Consider the following 20,419-nt stretch of genomic DNA (forward strand, 5'->3'; position numbering starts at 1 on the left):
ACTCCTTGATGCCTGGGCGCGTGCAAGGCGGACTCAATTGCTTTGCAGCTCGTCGGCCAGGGAGGAGATTTCCTCGATGGCGGCACTCAGCTCGTCGGCGCCCTGGGCCTGCTGGCGGGCGGCGCTGGCGGCTTGCTCGGCCGCCTTCTCGGACTGCTGGGCCGCGGTCGAGACCTGGTCCACGGCGATCTTGACCTGCTGCATGGCGGTGCTGATCTCGCGGGCGCTGGCCACGGCCTCCTGGTTGCCCAGCTCGACCTGGGCCACGTCTTTCTCCATCGCTTCGAGGTTGGCCGTGATGGCGCGGGTCTTCTCGACTTCGGCCAGGCCGGCGCTCATCAGGTCGCTGAGGTCGCGGCCGACGGCGCTGATCTGGTCCTGGATGCTCTTGACCAGGTCCTTGATGCGGTCGGCGTTCTCAGCCGAGTCATGGGCCAGGTTGCGGATGTCGGTGGCCACCACCACAAAGCCCTTGCCGTACTCGCCGGCGCGCGCCGCTTCGATGCTGCCGTTGACGGCCAGCATATTGGTCTGGATGGAGACTTGCGTGATCGCGTCGACGATCTTGTCGATCTTGCGGCTGACCAGCTCCAGCTCCTTGATTTGCTTCATGCTGGCGCGGGTGGCCTCGACGCTGCTGCCGATGGTGCGCAGCAGGCCGTCGATGTGCTGCTTGTTTTCGCCCATCAGGCCGCGGATGGCGGCGGCGCGTTGGCTGGCCTCGGTGGCGCGCTCGTCGGCGATCTGGGCGCCGCGGCTGATCTGGCTGACGGCGGCGGCCGATTCGGTGGTGGCGCTGGCCTGGCTCTGGGCGCCTTTGCGGATCTCGTCCAGCGCGACCATGATCTGGCTGGCGGCGCGGGTGATTTCCGACACCGCGCTGGACAGCTCCTCGGCGGCGGAGGCCACCTCCTCGGCGCTTTTGGCGATGTCGGTGGAGCTCTTCAGCTCCTCGGCGATTTCCGACAGGTTCTGTGCCGTTTGCTCGCATTCTTCGAGGGCGGCGCTTTGCTCTTGAACCGTCTTGGCGGCCTCTTCGCAGGCCGAGGACTGCTGGGTGGCGGCAGCGGCAATCTGCTCGGCGCCCTTGAGCGCCTGGTTGGCGGCGGTGCTGCTCTGGCTGGCGGCGCTGGCGATCTCGACGGCGCCTGAGACGATCTCGGCCGCATCCTTGCCGATGCGCGCCAGCTGCTGCAGGATCTGCTCGCTCTTCTCGACCTCGGTCTGCACCGCTTCGGCCGACTGGTTGATGCCTTCGGCGATCACGCCGACTTCGCCCTGGATCTGGCCCACCAGGTCCTGGATCTGCTTGGCGCTTTTCTCGCTGGTTTCGGCCAGGGTGCGCACCTCGTCGGCGACGACGGCAAAGCCCTTGCCATGCTGGCCGGCTCGGGCGGCTTCGATGGCGGCGTTCAGGGCCAGCAAATTGGTCTGGTCGGCGATACGGGCCACGGCCTTGACGATGTCGCCGATGTTGGCGGCTTGACGTTCCAGTTCGGCCATCATTTGCACCGAGCTGGCCTGGCGCTGGGCGGCCACGCCGACAGCGCTGATTGTGGCTTTGACTTCCTGGTTGACCCGCCCTGACATGTCGCGCAAGCCTTCGGCCTTGTGCCGGGCTTGACCGCAAGCCGAGATCTGCCGGTTCAGGGCGCCCACCACCTGGGTGATGGCCGCCAAGGATTCCTGCGCGGCGCCCGAGGCCTCTTCGGCGCCGCTGGCGATCTGGTCCGAGGCGCGCTTGAGCTCTTCCGACGCCGAAGCCGCTTCGTTGATGCCGGCCGACAGTTGGCTGGAGGCGCTGGCCACGCGCTCGGCGGCCTGCTGCTGCTTGGCCAGGGTGCGCGCGCGCTTGCGGTTGGCTTCGGCATCGCGTGTCATCGACTTGGTGATGCCCTTGACCAGGCCGGGGTTGAGGGCCGGGGCGCTGATGGCGTCGCGTTGTTTGGTGACCAGGGCCATGACGGAACTCCTTGAAAGAGGCTTGAAGTGAGCCCAGACACGGGGTGTGCATGGGCTTGTCCTGGACATCTCGGCCAGCGCCTGCGAAGGCGATCAGCGGGAACGTTGGTTTCGATGTGCTGGCCGCAATTTCACTACAAATGATAAAAATACTAAGTGACGGACTGCACGAATTTAGCGATTGAGCGCACAAATTGAATCTTGCTTAGGTGCGCGGTTCTTGGCGCCACCGGCCTTGTTCGGGTGAATTTCGACCGAGCACCGCCACAGTGACTTCGTGTTCGGAAACTGATTCAGTTGATAGATGTAAACTATCACTTCGGGGCCTGAGCGGCCCGGGCTGCTCGTGCATGGCTTCCGTGGGCGCGTGGGCGGACGGGCTGAGGTACGCTGCGAGTCCGACCTGAGATTCGTTGATTTGGAGTCCTGCCCATGAACAAGGTCCCGAGGCGTAGGCATGAAATCTCCCTCTGAAAAAGCCGCACCTGAGTACCCGCTGCAGCAGCTGCCGGCGCAGCCGCCGGCGATGGCGGAGCGCCTGTCCCAGACCCTGTTGACGCTGGTGGCGAGCCCGCCCGAGTCCAAAGCTCAGCCCTGTGCGCGGCCGGCTGAGCGCGCGCGTCAGCTCGCGGGCGAGGCGGCGGCCAAGGCAGCGCTGGCCGCTGGTTCGCTGGCACTCCCGCCGGGCCCGCTGGCTTGGCTGACGGTGCTGCCCGAGATGCTGGCGGTCTGGCGCATCCAGTCGCAGCTGGTGGCCGACATCGCCGCGCTCTATGGCCGTTCGGCCGAGCTGGGCCAGGCGCAGATGCTCTACTGCTTGTTCCGCCACACGGCGGCGCAGGCGGTGCGCGACCTCGCTGTGCGCGTCGGCGAGCGCCTGCTGGTGCGGCCCGCGACCACCGCCTTGCTGCAGCGCGTGGCCGGCCAGATCGGCGCCAAGCTCGGCGAGAAGCTGTTGCAGAAGACGGTGTCGCGCTGGGTGCCGGTGCTGGGCGCGGCGGCGGTCAGCGCCTATGCCTTTTACGACACCCAGCAGGTCGGGCGGGCGGCGGTGGAGCTGTTCGAGCGAGAACAGCTGCTCGACAACCCTGCCTGACTTTGGCCTGAGGCGGCCTACACTGCGCCATGACTGCGGTCTTGCCTGCCCCCAGCTCCCTGGCCCTGCGCCCCCCCGCCATCCTCGATGTCGAGGCCTCTGGTTTCGGCCGCGGCAGCTATCCGATCGAGGTCGGGTTTGTTGAGCCTGCCGGTGCGGTGTTCTGTTCCCTGATCCAACCCGAGCCCGACTGGCAGCACTGGGACCCCAGCGCTGAACTGGTGCACGGCATCAGCCGGGACATCCTGCAACGCCACGGCAAGCCGCCCGGCTGGGTGGCCGCCCAGATCAACGAACGCCTTGCCGGTCAGACCGTCTACTGCGACGCCTGGGCCCATGACTACCCCTGGTTAGCGCGCTTGTTCGACAGCGTCGACATGGTGCCGGCCTTCCACTTGCAGGATCTGCGCTGCCTGCTCAGCGAGGCCGAGGCGGCATGCTGGCATGTGGTGCGCGAGCAGGTGCGGGACGAGCTGCAGCTGGTGCGCCACCGCGCGAGCAGTGACGCCCGTGTCTTGCAGACGGCCTGGCTGCGGCTCAAGACCCGCGCCGGCAGCTGAGTCGTTTTAGCCCGGCTCACCCAAATCGCCGCGTGCGCAGCTGCGGCCGGCTCGTTTGGCCTCGTAGAGCTTGGCGTCGGCCTCGGTCACCATGGACTCCAGATGCAGCAGTTTGTTGGGCCGCACGCAAAAGCCCACGCTGATGCCGATGTGCAGCTCCAGCTGTTCGATGCGGAAGGGTGCGCCGATGGCCTGGATGATCTTCTCCGCCACCGTGCGCGCCGCGTCGGGATGCTGCAGCCCCGGCAGCAGCACGGCGAACTCATCGCCGCCCAGTCGGGCCACCAGATCCTGCGGTCGCAAGACATGGCGCAGGCGGCCGGCCACGGCCTTGAGCAAGGCGTCGCCGACCGGGTGGCCGTGCTGGTCGTTGACGGGCTTGAAACGGTCCAGGTCCAGGTAGAGCAGGGCGGCATGGCCGGCACCGGGCTGGCTGTGGGCGGCGTCGAACAGGTCCTGCACCTTCTTGTTGAAGCCGCGCCGGTTGAGCAGCTGCGTCAGCGGGCAGGTCTGCGAGGCATCGCGCAGGCGCTGTTCTTCGCGCCGCGCTTCGGTCACGTCCACGGCAATGCAGATCACGCCCTCGATGGCCTCGCTCTCGCTGCGCAGCGGCGCATAGCTGAGCGAGAGCACCAGGGCCAGGGCATCGGCGCTGCCGCGCGGGCCCTCGACGGGCGCGCTGCTGCGGTCGTAGACGCGCTCCAGCTGTGTGGCCAGGCCGGAGAGCGCGCGCTTGATCGCTGCTTCGCGCGCCTGGTATTCCTCAGCGCCCAGCAGCTCGGCGAGCGGGCGGCCCAGCCAGGCCTCGCGGCGCACGTTGTAGCGCGTCTCGAAGGCGTGGTTGAAGAACAGGAAGCGGCCCTCCAGATCCAGCACCGAGATCATGGCTTGCGAGGTCTGGGCGATCGCCCGCATCATGGCCTCGGTGCGCTGGCGCTCGCGCTGCGTCTGCAGGTCGGCCGAGATGTCGCGCAGGATCACCGAGATGGTCTCGGTCGCGCCGTTGGCCTTGCGGTGCAGCAGCACGGTCGCCTCGCAAGGCACCGGCTGGCCCAGCGCGTCCATCACCGCGCCGCGGCCCTGCCACTGCCCTTGCGCCAGCACGGCGGGCAAGATCTCCTCGCGGTAGCGCTGGGCGCCGCCGGGTGCAAAGAAGTCGCTGTAGGCGGTGTCGCTGAGGTCGCTGTCCAGGGGCACGCCCAGGCGTCGACGCGCGGCCGGGTTCATATAGAGCAGGCGGTGGTTCTGGTCGAGCTGGCAGACATAGTCGGGCGTCAGCGCAAAGATGGCGCTCAAGGTGCGCGCGGCGCGTTGCTGCTCGGCCTGCTCGCTGATGTCCTCGACCGTGCCGACCTGGCCTTGCAGTCGGCCATCGAGCCAGAGCGGCGCCGTGCGCACCGCCAGCAGGCGGCGGCTGCCGTCGGCCAAGGTGACGCGGCTGAAGACCTTGAGCCGCTCGCCGGCACGGATCAGCGCCACCCAGTTGGCTCGCAGGCGTTCGCGCCGCTCGGCCGGCATCAGCTCCAACCAGCCCCAGGCCAGTTGGTCCTCGCGCAGGCCTTGCAGGCTCAGGTAGGTCGTGTTGCCATAGACCATGCGGCCGGAGGCGTCGCAGCGGAACAGGCCCAGGGGCGAAGCGTCACTGGCCGCACGTTGCGCCGCTTCATCAAGACGCAGGCGCTTTTGCATGCGTGCCAGCTGCCAGGTCAGGGCCAGGGAGACCAGGCTGACCAGCACGCTGAAGCTGATCACCAGCAGGCGTTCGACGCGGTGGCGCGCCAGCGCGGCGTTGTCGCCCTGCGAGATGAGAAGCTGCAGGCCGAAGATGTCGAGGCTGCGGAAGGCGCCGTGGCGCGGCACGCCGTCCGAAACCTTGCCTGTCGTGCTGAAGAAACCCTCGCGCCCGGCGAAATCGGCGCGCCGCTCCGGGCGCTCGGCGAAGACATCGCGGCCGACAAAGCCGGGCAGCTCGGGCAGGCGGCTCAGGGCCACGCCGTCCTGGCGCAGCAGGGTCACGGCGGCGGCCGGCCCTTGAGCGAAGTACTGGTGCAGGCGCTGCAGGCGAGACAGGTCAATCAGGGCCACCGCCATTTGCAGCTGCTCTGTCGGCGCGCTCAGGCGCATCAGCAAGGGCAACTGGGGCGGGCCGTTGTGGCGCAGCTGCAGCGGCAGGCCGAGCAAGGGCCGGCCCGTGCCTGAGCTCTCGCGCAGCTGGGCGAACTCCGGCAAGGCGGCCAGCTCGGCCACTGCCTGACCACTGATGGCGGGCAGACGGAAGGCCCGGCCGGTGCCGTCGACCAGCAGCACATCGACGATGCCGCGCGAAGTCTCCCGCAACATATCGGCCAATTGGGCCAGCGAGGCATCGGCCAAGGGCTCGCGCTGGCCGCGTGTCAGCAGCCACAGGTCGATGGAACGCAGGCTGCGTTCGGCATCGCGGAATACCGCCTCGGTCTGGGCCGCGGCAGCCTCGGTGCTGCTGCTCAGTTCGGCCCGCTGGTCCACTGCCAGCTGGGCCGGGTAAAACAAGGTGAACCAGATGACAAAGCCCCAGAGCAGGGTCAGCACCAGGCCAATGGCGGCAAAGGGGCCGAGCGCCAGCAAGCGGGCCAGCATGGCTGGCGCGTGCGCGCCGCGTTCGGTTTCGTTCATGCCGGCCATCAACGATCGCCTCGCTTCATAGACACCGAGCTCAGGCGCTGTACGGCCAGGACGCGGCGGCGGGGGGCTTGGGTCGGCTGTGCCAGATGCCGATGGCAGACGCCGTGCAAGCGCGAGGCCAGCAGCTTGCCGCGTTTGGGCATCCAGGCCTTGCGCATCCGCCCGTGGCTGCGCGAGGTGCAGACCGCCTGAGCGGCTGCTTCGCACGGGCGGGATGCCATGTCACTCGCGGGCTTGTCGCGAGCCCGAACCCAAACAGACTGAGGGCTTGCAAGCTGTGGCGGCGAGACAGGGGGCAAGGTCATGGTGCGGTGGATCCTGCTGAAGGCGGCCCAGAGAGAGGTCCGGGCCTGCAGTTCAGGCTTCAGATTAGCATGTGATCCAGCCTCTTTCAGGCAGCGCATCAACTGCCAGTCAAAGGGTTTGAGCCCGTCCGTCGGTCTCCGTGGCGTTCAGCGTCCATGGCCCGTGCGGGAGCGTGCTTCTCGTCGGCCTGCCTTTTTGCAGGCTGATCAGGCCCTGGCGGCTTCTCGCTGCCTTGCGGTCGTCCAAGCCGAGGGCAAGTGTTGGCGCACTGACAAGCCACTTCCTGTGCTGGCGCTCAGCGAGGGGCCTGGCAGCAGCAGCAATTCGCTGCCCGAGTCGACCAGGGTCGGTGAGCGCGTCTGCGGCAGCTCGCGCCGGGTGGCGTGGCAGCGCTCGGCTTGGTCGAGCTTGACGCGCCGGTGCAGGGCCTCCAGCTCGGTCTGGTAGACCGCGCCGGCGGGGCGGCCCGAGCGGGCCGGGTAGAGTGCCAGATGGCCAACGCTGAGCTGCAAGGGCGCCAGCAGGGCGCCAATCTGGGTCAGGGTTTCGGGTGCTTGCCAGAGCGATGGGCTGCACAGCAGGCTGCTGTCGTGGGCGTACAAACGCATGGGGGCTTTCTTGCTGTGAGTTCTTGAGGGCTTGGTGAGCGGGCGTGATTCAGATTGCGAACGACCACTCCTGGAAACTGGCATGCAGTGGACGCTGTTCACGCGCCGCCCGCGCCCAGGCCACCTCGACCCAGCGTTTGGCCAAGGGGAAAGGGCCGAAGCCGGACTCGCTGTTGATGTGGCCGACCCTGCCTAGATTGCTGTAGCTGGCGCCCCAGCGGCGTGCCCAGCGCTGGGCGCTGTGCGGTGTCATCCAGGGGTCGTTCTGGCTGGCAATCAAGGTGCAAGGGATGCGCAGGCGCTGCTGCGGCAGCAACTCGGCCAGACCGAACTTGTCGGGCTCGGCCGGCGCCACCAGCAAGGCATGGCGAATCGGTGTGTCTGCATGTTCGTCGAGGTAACGGGCCAGGGCCAGTGTGCCGAAGCTGTGGGCCACGGCCAGCCATTCACCGGGGCCAGCGTGCTCCACCGTGCTGGCGATGCGGTCGGCCCAGCGCTGCAGCTCGGGCTGGCTGAAGTCGCGCTGCTGCACCCGACGCGCATCGCGGAACTGGTTTTGCAGCCAGCTTTGCCAATGGGCCGGGCCGCTGTCGTGCAGGCCAGGGATGATGAGCAGGCGCGGCGGGCGGTAGGGGGTGGCCATGGCGGGATTGCGCGTTGTGTGACGTTCAGAGCGTGGCGATCGAGACCTCGGTCGCCTTGACCAAGGCCACCACCTCGCGCCCGACCACCAGGCCCAGGTCCTTGACCGAGCGGGTGGTGATGACCGAGGTGACCAGGGCGCCCGAGGGCGTGATCACGTCGATCTCGGACACCACCGGGCCTTCGATGATCTCTTGGATGGTGCCGCGAAACTGGTTGCGTACATTGATGGCGGTGATGCTCATGGTTCTTGCTTCCTTGGCCCGTGGGCCGTTGTGAGCTTTCAGCTTAGGAGGGCCAGGCCAGGCGGGGAAGGAAGGGATGCGCGGGAGCACATGCGCGGGTCAGATATGGGTCGAAGCGAGGCAGAGCGCCGCGGAGGCCACGGCACAATCGCCGCCCATGTCTCTAGCTGCTCCTGCGCCACCAAGCACCGCCCGCCTGCCCGGCCTCGACCTCTTGCGCGCCCTGGCCATCGCCTGGGTGATGCTGTTCCACTCCGTGTGGGTCGGCGGCGTCGGGCCGGACTGGGATGGCCTGGCCCGCTTCGGCTGGGTCGGCGTCGATGTGTTCTTCGTGCTCAGCGGCTTTTTGATTGGCGCGCCCCTGCTGCGCCAGTTGCAAGAGGCGCCTGCGCGCTTTTCTCTGGCCGGCTTCTATGTCCGGCGCGCCTGGCGCATCCTGCCGGCCTACCTGACGGTGCTGGCCGTCTACCTGGCGTTCCCGGTGCTGCGCGAGGACCCGAATCTGGAGTCGGCCTGGAAGTTCCTCAGCTTCAGCTTCAATCTGCTGGTCGACTACGCCCGCAATCCGGCTTTCTCGCATGCCTGGTCGCTGTGCGTGGAGGAGCATTTCTATCTGCTGTTCCCACTGCTGGCCCTGGGCCTGAGCGGGCGGGTCAAGAGTTGGCAACTGCTGACGCTGTTCGCGGCCCTGGCGCTGGGCGGCGTGGCCTTGCGCGGCGCGATCTGGCAGCACTTCAGCGCGCTGCAGCCCGACCGGGCCTGGTTCATCGAGGCGCTCTACTACCCGACCTGGGCGCGGCTGGACGCGCTCCTGGTGGGCGTGCTGCTGGCCGTGGCGCAGGTCCACCGCCCGTGCTGGTGGGCCTGGGCGCAGCGCCATGCCAACGCCGCGCTGCTGCTGGGTCTGCTCGTGCTCGGCCTGGCCTGGTGGCTGTTCCGCGTGCGCACCGGTTTGCTGGCCAACACGGTGGGCTGGCCCGTGCTGGCGGCGGCAGCCGGCCTCTTGGTGCTGGCGGGCGCATCGCCGCACAGCCTGATCGGCCGCTGGCACCTGCCCGGCGTCGCCTGGATCGCTGCCATTTCCTACAGCCTTTACCTGAGTCACAAGCTGGCTTTGCATGCGGTGCAAACCTGGCTGCTGCCTTGGCTGCCCGAGCTGGCGGCGCTGCAGTTTGCGGCCTATGTGGGCGTGATCCTGCTCTTCGGCGCGGCCTTGCATTACGGCATCGAACGGCCGGGTCTGCGCTGGCGCGACCGCGCCCGGGCCCGGCCACTCAGCGAGGTTTCCCTGGCTTGAGGTGGGTGGCGGGCGACTGGGTTGTCAGCAGATGCTGCTGCGCTTCTTCCACCAGCCGGTCCTCGGGGTAGCCGTCCACGCGCAGCAGCCGCCGCTCGTGCAGGGCCGCGCGGCGCAGGCCGGCGGTGAAATGGGTGTCGAACAAGCGCTGGTAGCGGCCTTGGGTCTGGGCCAGCCGCAGGCCATGCTGCAGGAGTTCGGCCAGTTCCGGGGCATCGGGGCGGACGATGAAATAGTCGTCCAGCGGGTAGTGCAGGGCCAGGCCCTGGACCACGCTCACGCCGCTCCCGACCAGTTGAGGCTCGGCGATCTCGTCCCAGATTTCATTGATGCCGCGTGACAGGTAGTCGCTGCGGCGTGCCCGCAGCATGGCGAACAGGCCGGGGTAGGTGGAGGCGGTCACGATCTTGAAACCCAGTTGCTCGAAGGCCGCGCGGTCGCTCCAGTCCACGCCATAGCCCAGGCCCAGGCGCTTGAGCTGGGCGATGTCTTGCACCTGAGCCAGTTCTTGCGCGCGCTCAGCCCGACACAGCAGCAAGCGCAGACCCAGCAAGCCCATGCGCAGCGGCGTGGGCAGCACCAGGCCTTCGCTGGCAGGCATCTGCCGTTGCGTGATCAGGGTGACATCGAGCCGGCCCTGCTTGAGCTCGGCCATGGCGCGAGTCTGGCTGTAGTGCAGCCGCTCCTCGATGCCGGCCTCGTGACCGGCGAGCTCCAGGGCCAGAGCCAGCAGCTGAGTGGGAAAGAGGCGGCGCCGGTCTTCCTTGAGGTCGGCCGCCGGGAAGCTGACGCGACCAGGATGCTTGAGTGCCGGTGCGCCGCGCGCCATGTCGGCGCCGAGCAAGCAGGCGCCGGTGGCGAACAGCAGCGGGCGGCGCGCGATTGGCGGCGGCATGGTCTTCAACGCCCCGGACAGCCCATGCAGGCCGATCGGCCCGGCGCGGCCGAGGCAACACGCATCGCGGCGCGCGCTGCGGCCCTTGCGGAAGTGGCGTGAGTTGGCCTCATGGGCTCGATCATGGCATTGTTTGGCCGTCTGTGCGCGGTCGTTTGCGCGGCCTGGCGAGCGCGGTGTGCTTGCCGTGCAACTGAAGGCTTAGGCCGCCTCTGGCGAGAAGCGTGCCAGTGAAGCAGTAGCATTCCGTCAAATGCCGATTCACCGCACAGCGAACGAAAAGTTTCGATCACCTCCAATCAGTGTGTTTCCACCGCTTTGAGTCTTCACGAGCAGTGCAACGCTCGAGGGTGTGCCATTCTGGGCGGTGCAGGTTTGCCGCACGCTCGTTGCGGTTCTTACGTAGTCGCCATTGCAAACCACGTTGTCGATGGCAAAGACAACGGTGTCTGGAAACCCCACGCCACTTACCGTTACTGCGGTAGCGCTGTTGCGCGTCAGGCTGCTGGGGCTCCGGCCCGTGACACTTGCTAACGTGGCGGCCTGGTAGGCCACCGTCGCCGTCGGCGGCGTGCCGCTGTTGGCCAGGTTGTTGTTGCTGTCACGGGCCTCGACCTTGAAGACGATGTTGGTCGTGGCGCCAGCTGCTGGCAGCAGGGCCGAGCAGGCCTTGCCGTTCTGGCCCGCCCAGCTGCCCGAGAAGCTGAAGCTCTTGGCGCCCGTGCTGGCGCTCAGGTCGGTGTAGCAGTAGGTGTCGCTGGCCGACAGGCCGGCGTGCACCCGCACCAGGCTCACACTCGAACCCGCCACCGCGAAGCTGCCGTTGATGGGCTGGCCGGCGCTGCTCTGGCTTGCCGTCAGGGCCGTCACGCTGATGGGCGTGGATGCGGCCTGGTAGGCCACCGTCGCCGTCGGCGGCGTGCCGCTGTTGGCCAGGTTGTTGTTGCTGTCACGGGCCTCGACCTTGAAGACGATGTTGGTCGTGGCGCCAGCTGCTGGCAGCAGGGCCGAGCAGGCCTTGCCGTTCTGGCCCGTCCAGCTGCCCGAGAAGCTGAAGCTCTTGGCGCCCGTGCTGGCGCTCAGGTCGGTGTAGCAGTAGGTGTCGCTGGCCGACAGGCCGGCGTGCACCCGCACCAGGCTCACACTCGAACCCGCCACCGAGAAGCTGCCGTTGATGGGCTGGCCGGCGCTGCTCTGACTTGCCGTCAGGGCCGTCACGCTGATGGGCGTGGATGCGGCCTGGTAGGCCACCGTCGCCGTCGGCGGCGTGCCGCTGTTGGCCAGGTTGTTGTTGCTGTCACGGGCCTCGACCTTGAAGACGATGTTGGTCGTGGCGCCAGCTGCTGGCAGCAGGGCCGAGCAGGCCTTGCCGTTCTGGCCCGTCCAGCTGCCCGAGAAGCTGAAGCTCTTGGCGCCCGTGCTGGCGCTCAGGTCGGTGTAGCAGTAGGTGTCGCTGGCCGACAGGCCGGCGTGCACCCGCACCAGGCTCACACTCGAACCCGCCACCGAGAAGCTGCCGTTGATGGGCTGGCCGGCGCTGCTCTGGCTTGCCGTCAGGGCCGTCACGCTGATGGGCGTGGATGCGGCCTGGTAGGCCACCGTCGCCGTCGGCGGCGTGCCGCTGTTGGCCAGGTTGTTGTTGCTGTCACGGGCCTCGACCTTGAAGACGATGTTGGTCGTGCCGCCGGCTGCTGGCAGTAGGGCCGAGCAGGCCTTGCCGTTCTGGCCCGTCCAGCTGCCCGAGAAGCTGAAGGTCTTGGCACCCGTCGTGGCCGCCAGGTCGGTGTAGCAGTAGGTGTCGCTGGCCGACAGGCCGGCGTGCACCCGCACCAGGCTCACACTCGAACCCGCCACCGAGAAGCTGCCGTTGATGGGCTGGCCGGCGCTGCTCTGGCTTGCCGTCAGGGCCGTCACGCTGATGGGCGTGGATGCGGCCTGGTAGGCCACCGTCGCCGTCGGCGGCGTGCCGCTGTTGGCCAGGTTGTTGTTGCTGTCACGGGCCTCGACCTTGAAGACGATGTTGGTCGTGCCGCCGGCTGCTGGCAGTAGGGCCGAGCAGGCCTTGCCGTTCTGGCCCGTCCAGCTGCCCGAGAAGCTGAAGCTCTTGGCGCCCGTGCTGGCGCTCAGGTCGGTGTAGCAGTAGGTGTCGCTGGCCGACAGGCCGGCGTGCACCCGCACCAGGCTCACACTCGAACCCGCCACCGAGAAGCTGCCGTTGATGGGCTGGCCGGCGCTGCTCTGACTTGCCGTCAGGGCCGTCACGCTGATGGGCGTGGATGCGGCCTGGTAGGCCACCGTCGCCGTCGGCGGCGTGCCGCTGTTGGCCAGGTTGTTGTTGCTGTCACGGGCCTCGACCTTGAAGACGATGTTGGTCGTGCCGCCGGCTGCTGGCAGTAGGGCCGAGCAGGCCTTGCCGTTCTGGCCCGTCCAGCTGCCCGAGAAGCTGAAGCTCTTGGCGCCCGTGCTGGCGCTCAGGTCGGTGTAGCAGTAGGTGTCGCTGGCCGACAGGCCGGCGTGCACCCGCACCAGGCTCACACTCGAACCCGCCACCGAGAAGCTGCCGTTGATGGGCTGGCCGGCGCTGCTCTGACTTGCCGTCAGGGCCGTCACGCTGATGGGCGTGGATGCGGCCTGGTAGGCCACCGTCGCCGTCGGCGGCGTGCCGCTGTTGGCCAGGTTGTTGTTGCTGTCACGGGCCTCGACCTTGAAGACGATGTTGGTCGTGCCGCCGGCTGCTGGCAGTAGGGCCGAGCAGGCCTTGCCGTTCTGGCCCGCCCAGCTGCCCGAGAAGCTGAAGGTCTTGGCACCCGTCGTGGCCGCCAGGTCGGTGTAGCAGTAGGTGTCGCTGGCCGACAGGCCGGCGTGCACCCGCACCAGGCTCACACTGGAGCCGGCCACCGAGAAGCTGCCGTTGATGGGCTGGCCGGCGCTGCTCTGGCTTGCCGTCAGGGCCGTCACGCTGATGGGCGTGGATGCGGCCTGGTAGGCCACCGTCGCCGTCGGCGGCGTGCCGCTGTTGGCCAGGTTGTTGTTGCTGTCACGGGCCTCGACCTTGAAGACGATGTTGGTCGTGCCGCCGGCTGCTGGCAGTAGGGCCGAGCAGGCCTTGCCGTTCTGGCCCGCCCAGCTGCCCGAGAAGCTGAAGGTCTTGGCACCCGTCGTGGCCGCCAGGTCGGTGTAGCAGTAGGTGTCGCTGGCCGACAGGCCGGCGTGCACCCGCACCAGGCTCACACTCGAACCCGCCACCGAGAAGCTGCCGTTGATGGGCTGGCCGGCGCTGCTCTGGCTTGCCGTCAGGGCCTGCACGACCAACGCCTTGGGGGACACAGCCACCATCAGTTCCGCTCTGCGGCTCTTGACCCCGTCCTTGGCCAAGGCAGAAACCGCGATCGAAAGGCCCTGATCCGTGGCTTTCACAAGCTGGCCGCATCCCGTGAGCGCATACGTTCCGGCAGCCAGCACGGCACCAGGGTTGGGGCTCGGGATGTCGCACTGTGCTCGAGGCACGCCATCGGCACCCAGCGCAATCAGGCGTGCGGTGAGGTCTCGAAATGAGGTTGGGGTTTCGACCGCCACGGAGAGCGTCACCGGCTGATCCGCAAGCACCACCGGCGGACTGATCCGCAGGGCTGTCGGAGCCGCTGCCGAATCGGCGCTCTGCGTCACCTCCAGGTCCTCCTCCTGCATGAAGCGGCCGCCTTCCGGCAAGCGGAATTCGGTACGCACCCGGTATCGCCCAGGTGTCAGGTAGGCATGCTCGACCTCACTGGTCGCATTGAGGGCCTTGCCGCGGTAAGCGGGATCGTTCGCCGTGCTCCAGCCGTCACCGAATGAGACCTCTATGGGAATTTGGGCGGGATCGTTCAAAGCCATGGCGACGACGTTGGCGCCCAGCGGATCCGCCGCCGTTCGTGCGGCAAGTACACGCATTTTTGCCGCCGCCACAGCGACGCTGCGATACGAGCAGAGGGACTTCAACTCGGATCGAATCGCACAGGAGCGCATCCTGCCGAGATCGATGACTTCGTCGTAGTAGACCGGCGACATGACCTGCTCCAGCCGGGCGCGCAACTTGGATTGCTCGGCCATGTTCAGCAGCTCGTTGCGCCGGGCGTCATAGGCCGCGCTGATTTGCGAGGCGATGGCATTCCATTTGCCTTCGTTGGCGACAACAGCTTCGGTTGCAACAACGAGCATCTTCATGAACGAGTTCGCCATCCTGAACACGCCAGCTGGCTTTGCAGGCAGGTGCTCAGGTACTCCGTCAGTCACCTCCACGAGTGCTTTCAGGACTGCCAATCGAATTTGTAAAGTCGTTGCACCTGATGGCAGCTTATGTCCTAGCAGCGCAAGATTGCTGGCAATTGAAAACCTGTCGATGAGCAGCTTCGCAATGCCCTGTGGGTTTAGTGCGTGAGCACCCGCTGTTAGGCATTTCGACGCTGCCTCAAGGAGCTTCCAGTAATCATCGTCAGACAGCTTTGCCACATCGAATGTGGCGTCTCGAATTCTTGCCAATTGCGGAAATTCTTCGGTTACTTGATAAAAGCAGCCGAGGCTATCTTGGCCAGTTAATATCACCTTAAACAGTAACCCTATCTTTTTGTTGATTCCGTACCTGTTGCGGGATGCAAATTTTAAGTCTCCTACATCGATTCCGACATAAGCCTGAATTAGTCCGGCCTCCAATTCTGCAATTGCAGATATTCCATCGTATTTTGATACCTGTGCCCATACGGCATTGTCGAAGTCACTAATTCCTTGGGCGATGTTTAGGCTCAGTTCATCGGAATATTGGTCCTCATTCAATCGAGAAATTACGGTCGAAACGGCACGGTCTATCGAGGCGTCGCCGGCCCATTTCAGGCCCACTTGGTTGAATATGGAGATCTGCGTTTGCGCGAAACGTCTGTCCAAGCGCCCCAGACTCGGGCCTAAGCCATCGGATTTCACGTCGACCTGCCGCTGCTTGAGGTTGGCGAGCACGGTTTCAGTGGCGTTGAACAGGGCGCGGTTGCTCTCCGGCGGGATCACGACCTTGTTCTTCCATTTCACGATGGAAATGGATTGGGTGGAATGGCCCGATTGGGAAGGAGTGAGGAAGGGTGTCGCGGCCGCAGATTGCCAGAAGTAGTTCGGCTGGCTGGGTATTGCAGTTGGTAGTACCGGCGTGGCAGCCTGGGCACGTTTCAAAGGCGCTGCTGCGAGCGAGGTCTGCGAGCCGGACAGGAAATCGGTGCCGGCCAGGATCTCCCTGGCATAGAAAAGGACACCGGCCGCAGCCTCGTCCTGCCGCCCCGCCAGGATGGCTTCGCGATGCTTGGCAAGCTGCATGGATACCACTTTCGCTGCGCGGGTGGTCACAGCAACGTCGCTGCCTGCCCCGGTGAGTGAAACGCCCAGGCGCTCCGAGAGCTGGGCCAGGTCAAGGCCTGAGAGGGCTTGCAACGTCGTCCACGGCGAGACTTCCGAGGTCTCGCCAGGCAGACTGCTCAGCACGTATGCCGTGTGCGAGATGCCCTCCTCGACCATGCGCCCTCCGGCCACGTGTACCCGGAGTCTGGCCGCTTCCGTCGGTTTCGCGGCGATCAGATAGCTTCCGGTGGGGTCAACCTGCACCGGAACTTCGTCGGCGTCGATCTCCCAGTTGTCGTTCCGATCCCAGAACACCCTGGCATCCGCTGTGTTTGCGAGTTTCAGCGTACCCGTCAGCAAGGTCTTGTCGATTGGAGTGCTGGGCTGACTGGGAACGACGACCGGTTTATCTTCGGCCGCCCCCGGGCCACCTCCACCGCCGCAAGCGGCCAGAAGCACGGTCAACAGGGAAGCGGCGAAGCGATAGTAGTGGTGGGCGTGCATGGGGTGGTGTTCAGTTAGAGCCTGAATAGGGAAAGTAACTGCCAGGTGGGGCTAGGTATGGTTTGCACAAAGCGCAGTCATCTGCGCTTGCTCTGACCTGAAGTGCTGTGTTGAAGCCCGCTGCGCGAGCGGCATTTGGTTTTGCCGCGTTTCGCGGCGCTTTGGCCACCTGCACGGCGGATTTCGCGCTTTGAAGGCGAACTCGTGCTTGCACCCCGCCCAGGTGGCATCCACGCCGATGTGAGCCTTCATGCCGAAGAACCACTGATTGCCCTTCTTGCTCTGCTTCATCTCCGGATTACGCTCGCCGTCCGCGTTCTTGGTTGAGCTAGGCGCGGCGATCAGCGTGGCGTCCACCACCGTGCCCGCTCGCAGCATCAGGTCCTTGCTCAGCGGCAAATTGTTGATCGTCTCCAGAACTTGCGGCGCCATCTTGTGCTTCTCCAGCACGCGCTGAAAGCGCAGGATGGTCGCCTCATCCTGCACGCGCTCATCCCAGCCGCCCAGGCTCGCGAAATCGCGGAACAGCGCCATGTCGTGCTGTGCCTCTTCCGTCGCCGGGTCGCTCAGGTTGAACCACTGCTGCATGAAGTGAATTCGCAGCATCACTTCCACCGCAAATGGCGGCCGGCCACACCGGCCTTCCGGCATGTAAGGACTGATCAACGCAACCAGCTCCGACCACGGCGCTACGCGGTTCATCTCTTCGAGAAACACGCGCCGTCGCGTGCGCTTGCTCGATTGCCCCAGTCCAAGACTCGTCTGCTTCATGGGTCGAATCGTCTCAGCTGCTCATCCAGCTGAGTAGCTGATTTTCCCGGGGGGTTGTGCATACCTTCCCTAATGCAGTCCCGCGCTGAGGTGCGGCAACGAAACGTCCCGGTGGTCATGCCGAAATTTCGACCCAGCCGAAACCGTTCACCGCAGAGCAACTGCGAGCTATCCCGAGGTGCCACAACCCGTTGCGAAACTTTGACCTCGCCCTGCTCGCTGCCCCCCAAGACTTCGATAATTTGCCAGTAACTTCGAAACTTTGTTCTCAGCCTCCTCCGCCATGACCCTGCGCTACCAAACCATCCCCGTCACCGCTTTCCAGCAGAACTGTTCCTTGGTCTGGTGTGATGAGACGAGGGAGGCGGCGGTGATCGACCCCGGTGGCGATCTGCCGCGCATCCGGGCGGCCGTGCAGCAGCAGGGGCTCACGCTCAGGGCGATCTGGTTGACCCATGCCCATATCGACCATGCCGGCGGCACCGGGCAACTGGCGCGCGAGTTGCAACTGCCCATCATCGGCCCGCACCCGGGCGACCAGTTCTGGATCGATGGCCTGGCGCAGCAAAGCCAGATGTTCGGCTTCCCAGCCGCCGAGCCCTTCGCGCCGACGCGCTGGCTGGCTGATGGCGACACGGTTCAGATCGGCCATCAGACCCTGAATGTGCGCCACTGCCCCGGCCACACGCCCGGCCATGTGGTGTTTCATTCGCCGGCGATTGCGCGTGCTTTCGTAGGCGATGTGCTGTTCTCCGGCAGCATCGGCCGCACCGATTTTCCCGGCGGCGACCATGCCACGCTGTTGGCCTCGATCCGCGAGCGGCTCTGGCCCATGGGCGACGAGACGGTATTCATCCCCGGACATGGCCCGGAGAGCAGCTTTGGCGCCGAGCGGCGCAGCAACCCCCATGTGCGGGATCGCTGAGCGCGGCGCTTCTCCAGCCGCTCAGCCCGGCTTCTGGGCTCGGCGCTTGGTCAGGGCGCCGATCAGGCCCAAGCCCGCCAGAAGCATCAGATAGGACTCGGGTTCGGGAACCGCGCTGACAGTGTCAATCTGTCCAATCAGGCCTTGGCCGTTGTCCTGGAATTGCTGGGCCACCAGCTGGGTCATCGCCGGCGGCGTGCTGGGCAAGAGGCCTTGGCTGTAGTCGATAGCCCCCAGGTCACTCCAGCGCAGGATCAGCGAGACGGCGCCGAGCTGAAAAGTCAGGCCGTCCACCAGCGGGCCCGTGGGTTCCTGGGGGTTGATCTGGTTGTCGCGCACATAGATCAAGCCCCCGGCGCTGGCGTCCAGCTGCCGCCAGCTGTCGGCGCCGATCTGGTAGCGGATCGTCAGCGCTGAAATGTCGAGCGAATGCCGGTTGGGATTGATGGGCGTCAGTTCCTTGGCTGCCGTGTCGAAGTTCACCACCGCCTGAAAGCCTTCGCCCAGCTGGTGGCTTGTCGTGCTTCCCACGCCCGTGAGCTGGCCTTGGAAACTCCAGCTGACGAGTTCGGCATGGGCCAGAGGGGCTAAAGCCAGCAGAGCGGCACCACAGAGGGCATGAAGTTTGGATGTCATGGCGTGTTCCTGGTCAAGGATCAAAAAAGAGGGGCGGCTTGGTTGCCCAGGCGCTCAGTGTCAAAGACATCAGGCGCGCTGTGTGCGACAAGTCACGACGTTTTGTGACGCGGCTGTCGCATGCCGCAAGACCGGCAAAGCAGTCTCCGGGGCTTGGTCCACCAACCCTCATCAGAATCGGCCACTTACCGAGCAGTTTTGACGTCAGGCATGACCTGACCCCAGGCTGCTCGCGGCTGGGCACTGTGCGGCTTGAGTTTGCGCGTGAATAAGCCCAAGCACTCAATCGCGGGGGGTGTAGCGCGCCGGTGCGTCGGCAAAATTCGCATCCGGTCAAAGCCGAATCTGGCGCGAGGGTCTGCAGCGGCGAGGATTCGCCGTGCTTGCGGCAGCCCGCCTGGATCGATGAAGGACCGAGAACACGCCGGAGAACACCACACGGCATCAATGCAGACCACCCCCGAGGGAGAACACACACCATGGCTTCTACATCCACGATCTTCAGCAAAACCTTGATTGGCGCCGCGGCCGCCCTGACGATGCTGGCGGCCCAGGCCGCGCCGGTGAGCCTGAGCTATTCGGGCGGCGGCACCAGCAGCTGGTGGGCCGCTGCCAAGGCCACCGGCACCGGTTCCTTTGAAACAAGCTCGGGCCAGTACAGCGGAGATATCGCCCTGGGCGATCTCAAGAGCTTCAGCTTCCACCTACAGATCGAACTGGACGGTGTGACCGAGAACTTTGTTTACGGCCTGGATCAACTGGACAAGTTCACGGCCAACGCGGACAGCAGCGGCTTCACCAGCCTCCTCCTTCGCACGGATTTTGTCCGTGGTGATCAGAACGGAGGTCAGGGCCTGAACTTCCTGGGCCTGGGCGTCGATCAAGCCCGCACGCACCACTTCGACATTCCCGGCCCCTTCACCATCGGTCAGCTCAAGGCCACCCTCGGCCCGGACAACCATGTGCCCGAGCCGGCCACCCTGGCCTTGACCCTGGCCGCCCTGGGCCTGGCCGGCGTGGTGGGCTGCGGCCGCCGCCGCAAGGTCTGAGGCGCAGGAGCGCGAGCTACGGTTTCGTTTTTTGCGGAACGGGGTGGCGCCTGACGCTGCCCAAGAGCGCGCCGCGCGGCACTGCTGCCGGCGCGCTGTTGTTTTCATGGCCCGGCTTTCAGAATCGGGTGCCCGCCGAATCGGCGCTCGCCAATCTTCAGGTGAGAGCGACGTTGATTGGGCCCAGCCTGGGCACCCGCCCTGGCAAAGCAGCGCAAAGGAAGACGGTTCGCCATGAAAGCTCATTCATCCACCTCCACCCTGGCCCGTCGCGGCCGCGCCGCCCTGGCCTCGGGCCTGCTGGCGTTGATGGCCATCAATACGGGCCTGTCCTTGGCCGCTGATGCCAGCGCACCCGACACCTTGATTCGTCAGCTGTCACAGGAGACTGTGGAGGCCATCAAGGCCGACAAGGCGATTCAGGCCGGCGACCTGCAGCGCATCGTCCAGCTGGTCGACGAGAAGATCATGCCCCATGTCGATTTCGACAAGACCACGAAAAGCGCTGTGGGCCGACACTGGAATCAGGCCACGCCTGAGCAGCGTGAGCGCTTGAAGACCGAGTTCAAAGGCTTGCTCCTGCGCGTCTATGCCGGCGCGCTGTCGCAGTTCAAGGACCAGACCATCCGCCAGATGCCGCTGCGCCCGGGCGCCACCGAGGGCGGTCAGGTCGAGATCAAGACCCAGATCGTCGGCAAGGGCGAGCCGCTACAGCTGAACTACAGCCTGGAGAAATCCGACGCCGGCGTCTGGAAGATCTGGGACTTCAATGTCCTGGGCGCCTCCATGGTGCAGACCTACCGCAACCCCTTTGCGCAGGAAGTCAGCGCCAACGGCATCGATGGCTTGATCAAGATGCTGGCTGAGAAAAACAAGAAGCCGCTGCCGGCCAAGGCCTGAAGCGAGC

Annotated in this window: 15 protein-coding genes and 1 pseudogene; 6 read left to right on the forward strand and 10 right to left on the reverse strand. The window is 66.0% G+C overall.

The window, feature by feature from the left end:
• Positions 1-33 precede the first annotated feature (33 nt).
• Positions 34-1,962, reverse strand: coding sequence for a methyl-accepting chemotaxis protein (locus ACQY39_RS08430; protein WP_428505219.1), 1,929 nt, complete (start codon positions 1,960-1,962; stop codon positions 34-36).
• A gap of 457 nt (positions 1,963-2,419) precedes the next feature.
• Here ACQY39_RS08430 and ACQY39_RS08435 point away from each other — a divergent pair, with 457 nt between their 5' ends.
• Positions 2,420-3,058, forward strand: coding sequence for a hypothetical protein (locus ACQY39_RS08435; RefSeq protein ID WP_428505221.1), 639 nt, complete (start codon positions 2,420-2,422; stop codon positions 3,056-3,058).
• A 29-nt stretch (positions 3,059-3,087) separates the two neighbouring features.
• Complete coding sequence (locus ACQY39_RS08440) at positions 3,088-3,618, forward strand: hypothetical protein (protein ID WP_428505223.1); 531 nt, start codon at positions 3,088-3,090, stop codon at positions 3,616-3,618.
• A gap of 6 nt (positions 3,619-3,624) precedes the next feature.
• Here ACQY39_RS08440 and ACQY39_RS08445 read toward each other — a convergent pair whose 3' ends face one another.
• From ACQY39_RS08445 to ACQY39_RS08465, 5 genes are all read right to left on the reverse strand, one after another.
• Positions 3,625-6,270, reverse strand: a complete 2,646-nt coding sequence (locus ACQY39_RS08445; RefSeq protein ID WP_428505225.1) for a diguanylate cyclase domain-containing protein — start codon at positions 6,268-6,270, stop codon at positions 3,625-3,627.
• 8 nt (positions 6,271-6,278) lie between these two features.
• The gene (locus ACQY39_RS08450; RefSeq protein ID WP_428505227.1) at positions 6,279-6,500 is read right to left on the reverse strand and encodes a hypothetical protein; all 222 of its coding nucleotides are present in this window, start codon (positions 6,498-6,500) and stop codon (positions 6,279-6,281) included.
• A gap of 291 nt (positions 6,501-6,791) precedes the next feature.
• Positions 6,792-7,193 carry a hypothetical protein gene (locus tag ACQY39_RS08455; RefSeq protein ID WP_428505229.1) on the reverse strand — a complete coding sequence of 134 codons (402 nt, stop codon included), beginning with the start codon at positions 7,191-7,193 and terminating at the stop codon, positions 6,792-6,794.
• 49 nt (positions 7,194-7,242) lie between these two features.
• Positions 7,243-7,836 carry an RBBP9/YdeN family alpha/beta hydrolase gene (locus ACQY39_RS08460; protein ID WP_428505231.1) on the reverse strand — a complete coding sequence of 198 codons (594 nt, stop codon included), beginning with the start codon at positions 7,834-7,836 and terminating at the stop codon, positions 7,243-7,245.
• A 25-nt stretch (positions 7,837-7,861) separates the two neighbouring features.
• The gene (locus ACQY39_RS08465; RefSeq protein ID WP_428505233.1) at positions 7,862-8,080 is read right to left on the reverse strand and encodes a TOBE domain-containing protein; all 219 of its coding nucleotides are present in this window, start codon (positions 8,078-8,080) and stop codon (positions 7,862-7,864) included.
• A gap of 157 nt (positions 8,081-8,237) precedes the next feature.
• On the opposite strand from ACQY39_RS08465, the gene ACQY39_RS08470 reads away from it, so the two are divergent.
• Positions 8,238-9,377 (forward strand): acyltransferase family protein, encoded by a 1,140-nt coding sequence (locus ACQY39_RS08470; protein WP_428505235.1) that lies wholly within the window; start codon positions 8,238-8,240, stop codon positions 9,375-9,377.
• On the opposite strand, the gene ACQY39_RS08475 is transcribed toward ACQY39_RS08470, so the two are convergent.
• The 3 genes and pseudogenes from ACQY39_RS08475 to ACQY39_RS08485 form a co-directional block, all read right to left on the reverse strand.
• Positions 9,355-10,272 (reverse strand): hypothetical protein, encoded by a 918-nt coding sequence (locus ACQY39_RS08475; RefSeq protein ID WP_428505237.1) that lies wholly within the window; start codon positions 10,270-10,272, stop codon positions 9,355-9,357. The genes ACQY39_RS08470 and ACQY39_RS08475 overlap by 23 nt on opposite strands.
• A gap of 261 nt (positions 10,273-10,533) precedes the next feature.
• Positions 10,534-14,475, reverse strand: coding sequence for a hypothetical protein (locus ACQY39_RS08480; protein WP_428505239.1), 3,942 nt, complete (start codon positions 14,473-14,475; stop codon positions 10,534-10,536).
• Positions 14,476-16,356: 1,881 nt separating this feature from the next.
• Positions 16,357-16,902, reverse strand: a pseudogene (locus tag ACQY39_RS08485) (IS5 family transposase); the annotation flags it as partial.
• 283 nt (positions 16,903-17,185) lie between these two features.
• Here ACQY39_RS08485 and ACQY39_RS08490 point away from each other — a divergent pair.
• Entirely contained in the window at positions 17,186-17,827 is a 642-nt protein-coding gene (locus ACQY39_RS08490) for an MBL fold metallo-hydrolase (protein WP_428505241.1), read from the forward strand.
• 21 nt (positions 17,828-17,848) lie between these two features.
• On the opposite strand, the gene ACQY39_RS08495 is transcribed toward ACQY39_RS08490, so the two are convergent.
• Positions 17,849-18,463 (reverse strand): PEP-CTERM sorting domain-containing protein, encoded by a 615-nt coding sequence (locus tag ACQY39_RS08495; RefSeq protein WP_428505243.1) that lies wholly within the window; start codon positions 18,461-18,463, stop codon positions 17,849-17,851.
• Positions 18,464-18,942: 479 nt separating this feature from the next.
• On the opposite strand from ACQY39_RS08495, the gene ACQY39_RS08500 reads away from it, so the two are divergent.
• Both ACQY39_RS08500 and ACQY39_RS08505 read left to right on the forward strand, forming a co-directional pair.
• Complete coding sequence (locus ACQY39_RS08500; protein ID WP_428505245.1) at positions 18,943-19,512, forward strand: PEP-CTERM sorting domain-containing protein; 570 nt, start codon at positions 18,943-18,945, stop codon at positions 19,510-19,512.
• Positions 19,513-19,746: 234 nt separating this feature from the next.
• Positions 19,747-20,412: an MlaC/ttg2D family ABC transporter substrate-binding protein gene (locus ACQY39_RS08505; protein ID WP_428505247.1), complete on the forward strand. Its 666-nt coding sequence runs from the start codon at positions 19,747-19,749 to the stop codon at positions 20,410-20,412.
• Positions 20,413-20,419: the final 7 nt, after the last annotated feature.

Source organism: Roseateles sp. (assembly GCF_965262435.1).
Classification (GTDB): domain Bacteria; phylum Pseudomonadota; class Gammaproteobacteria; order Burkholderiales; family Burkholderiaceae_C; genus Paucibacter_A.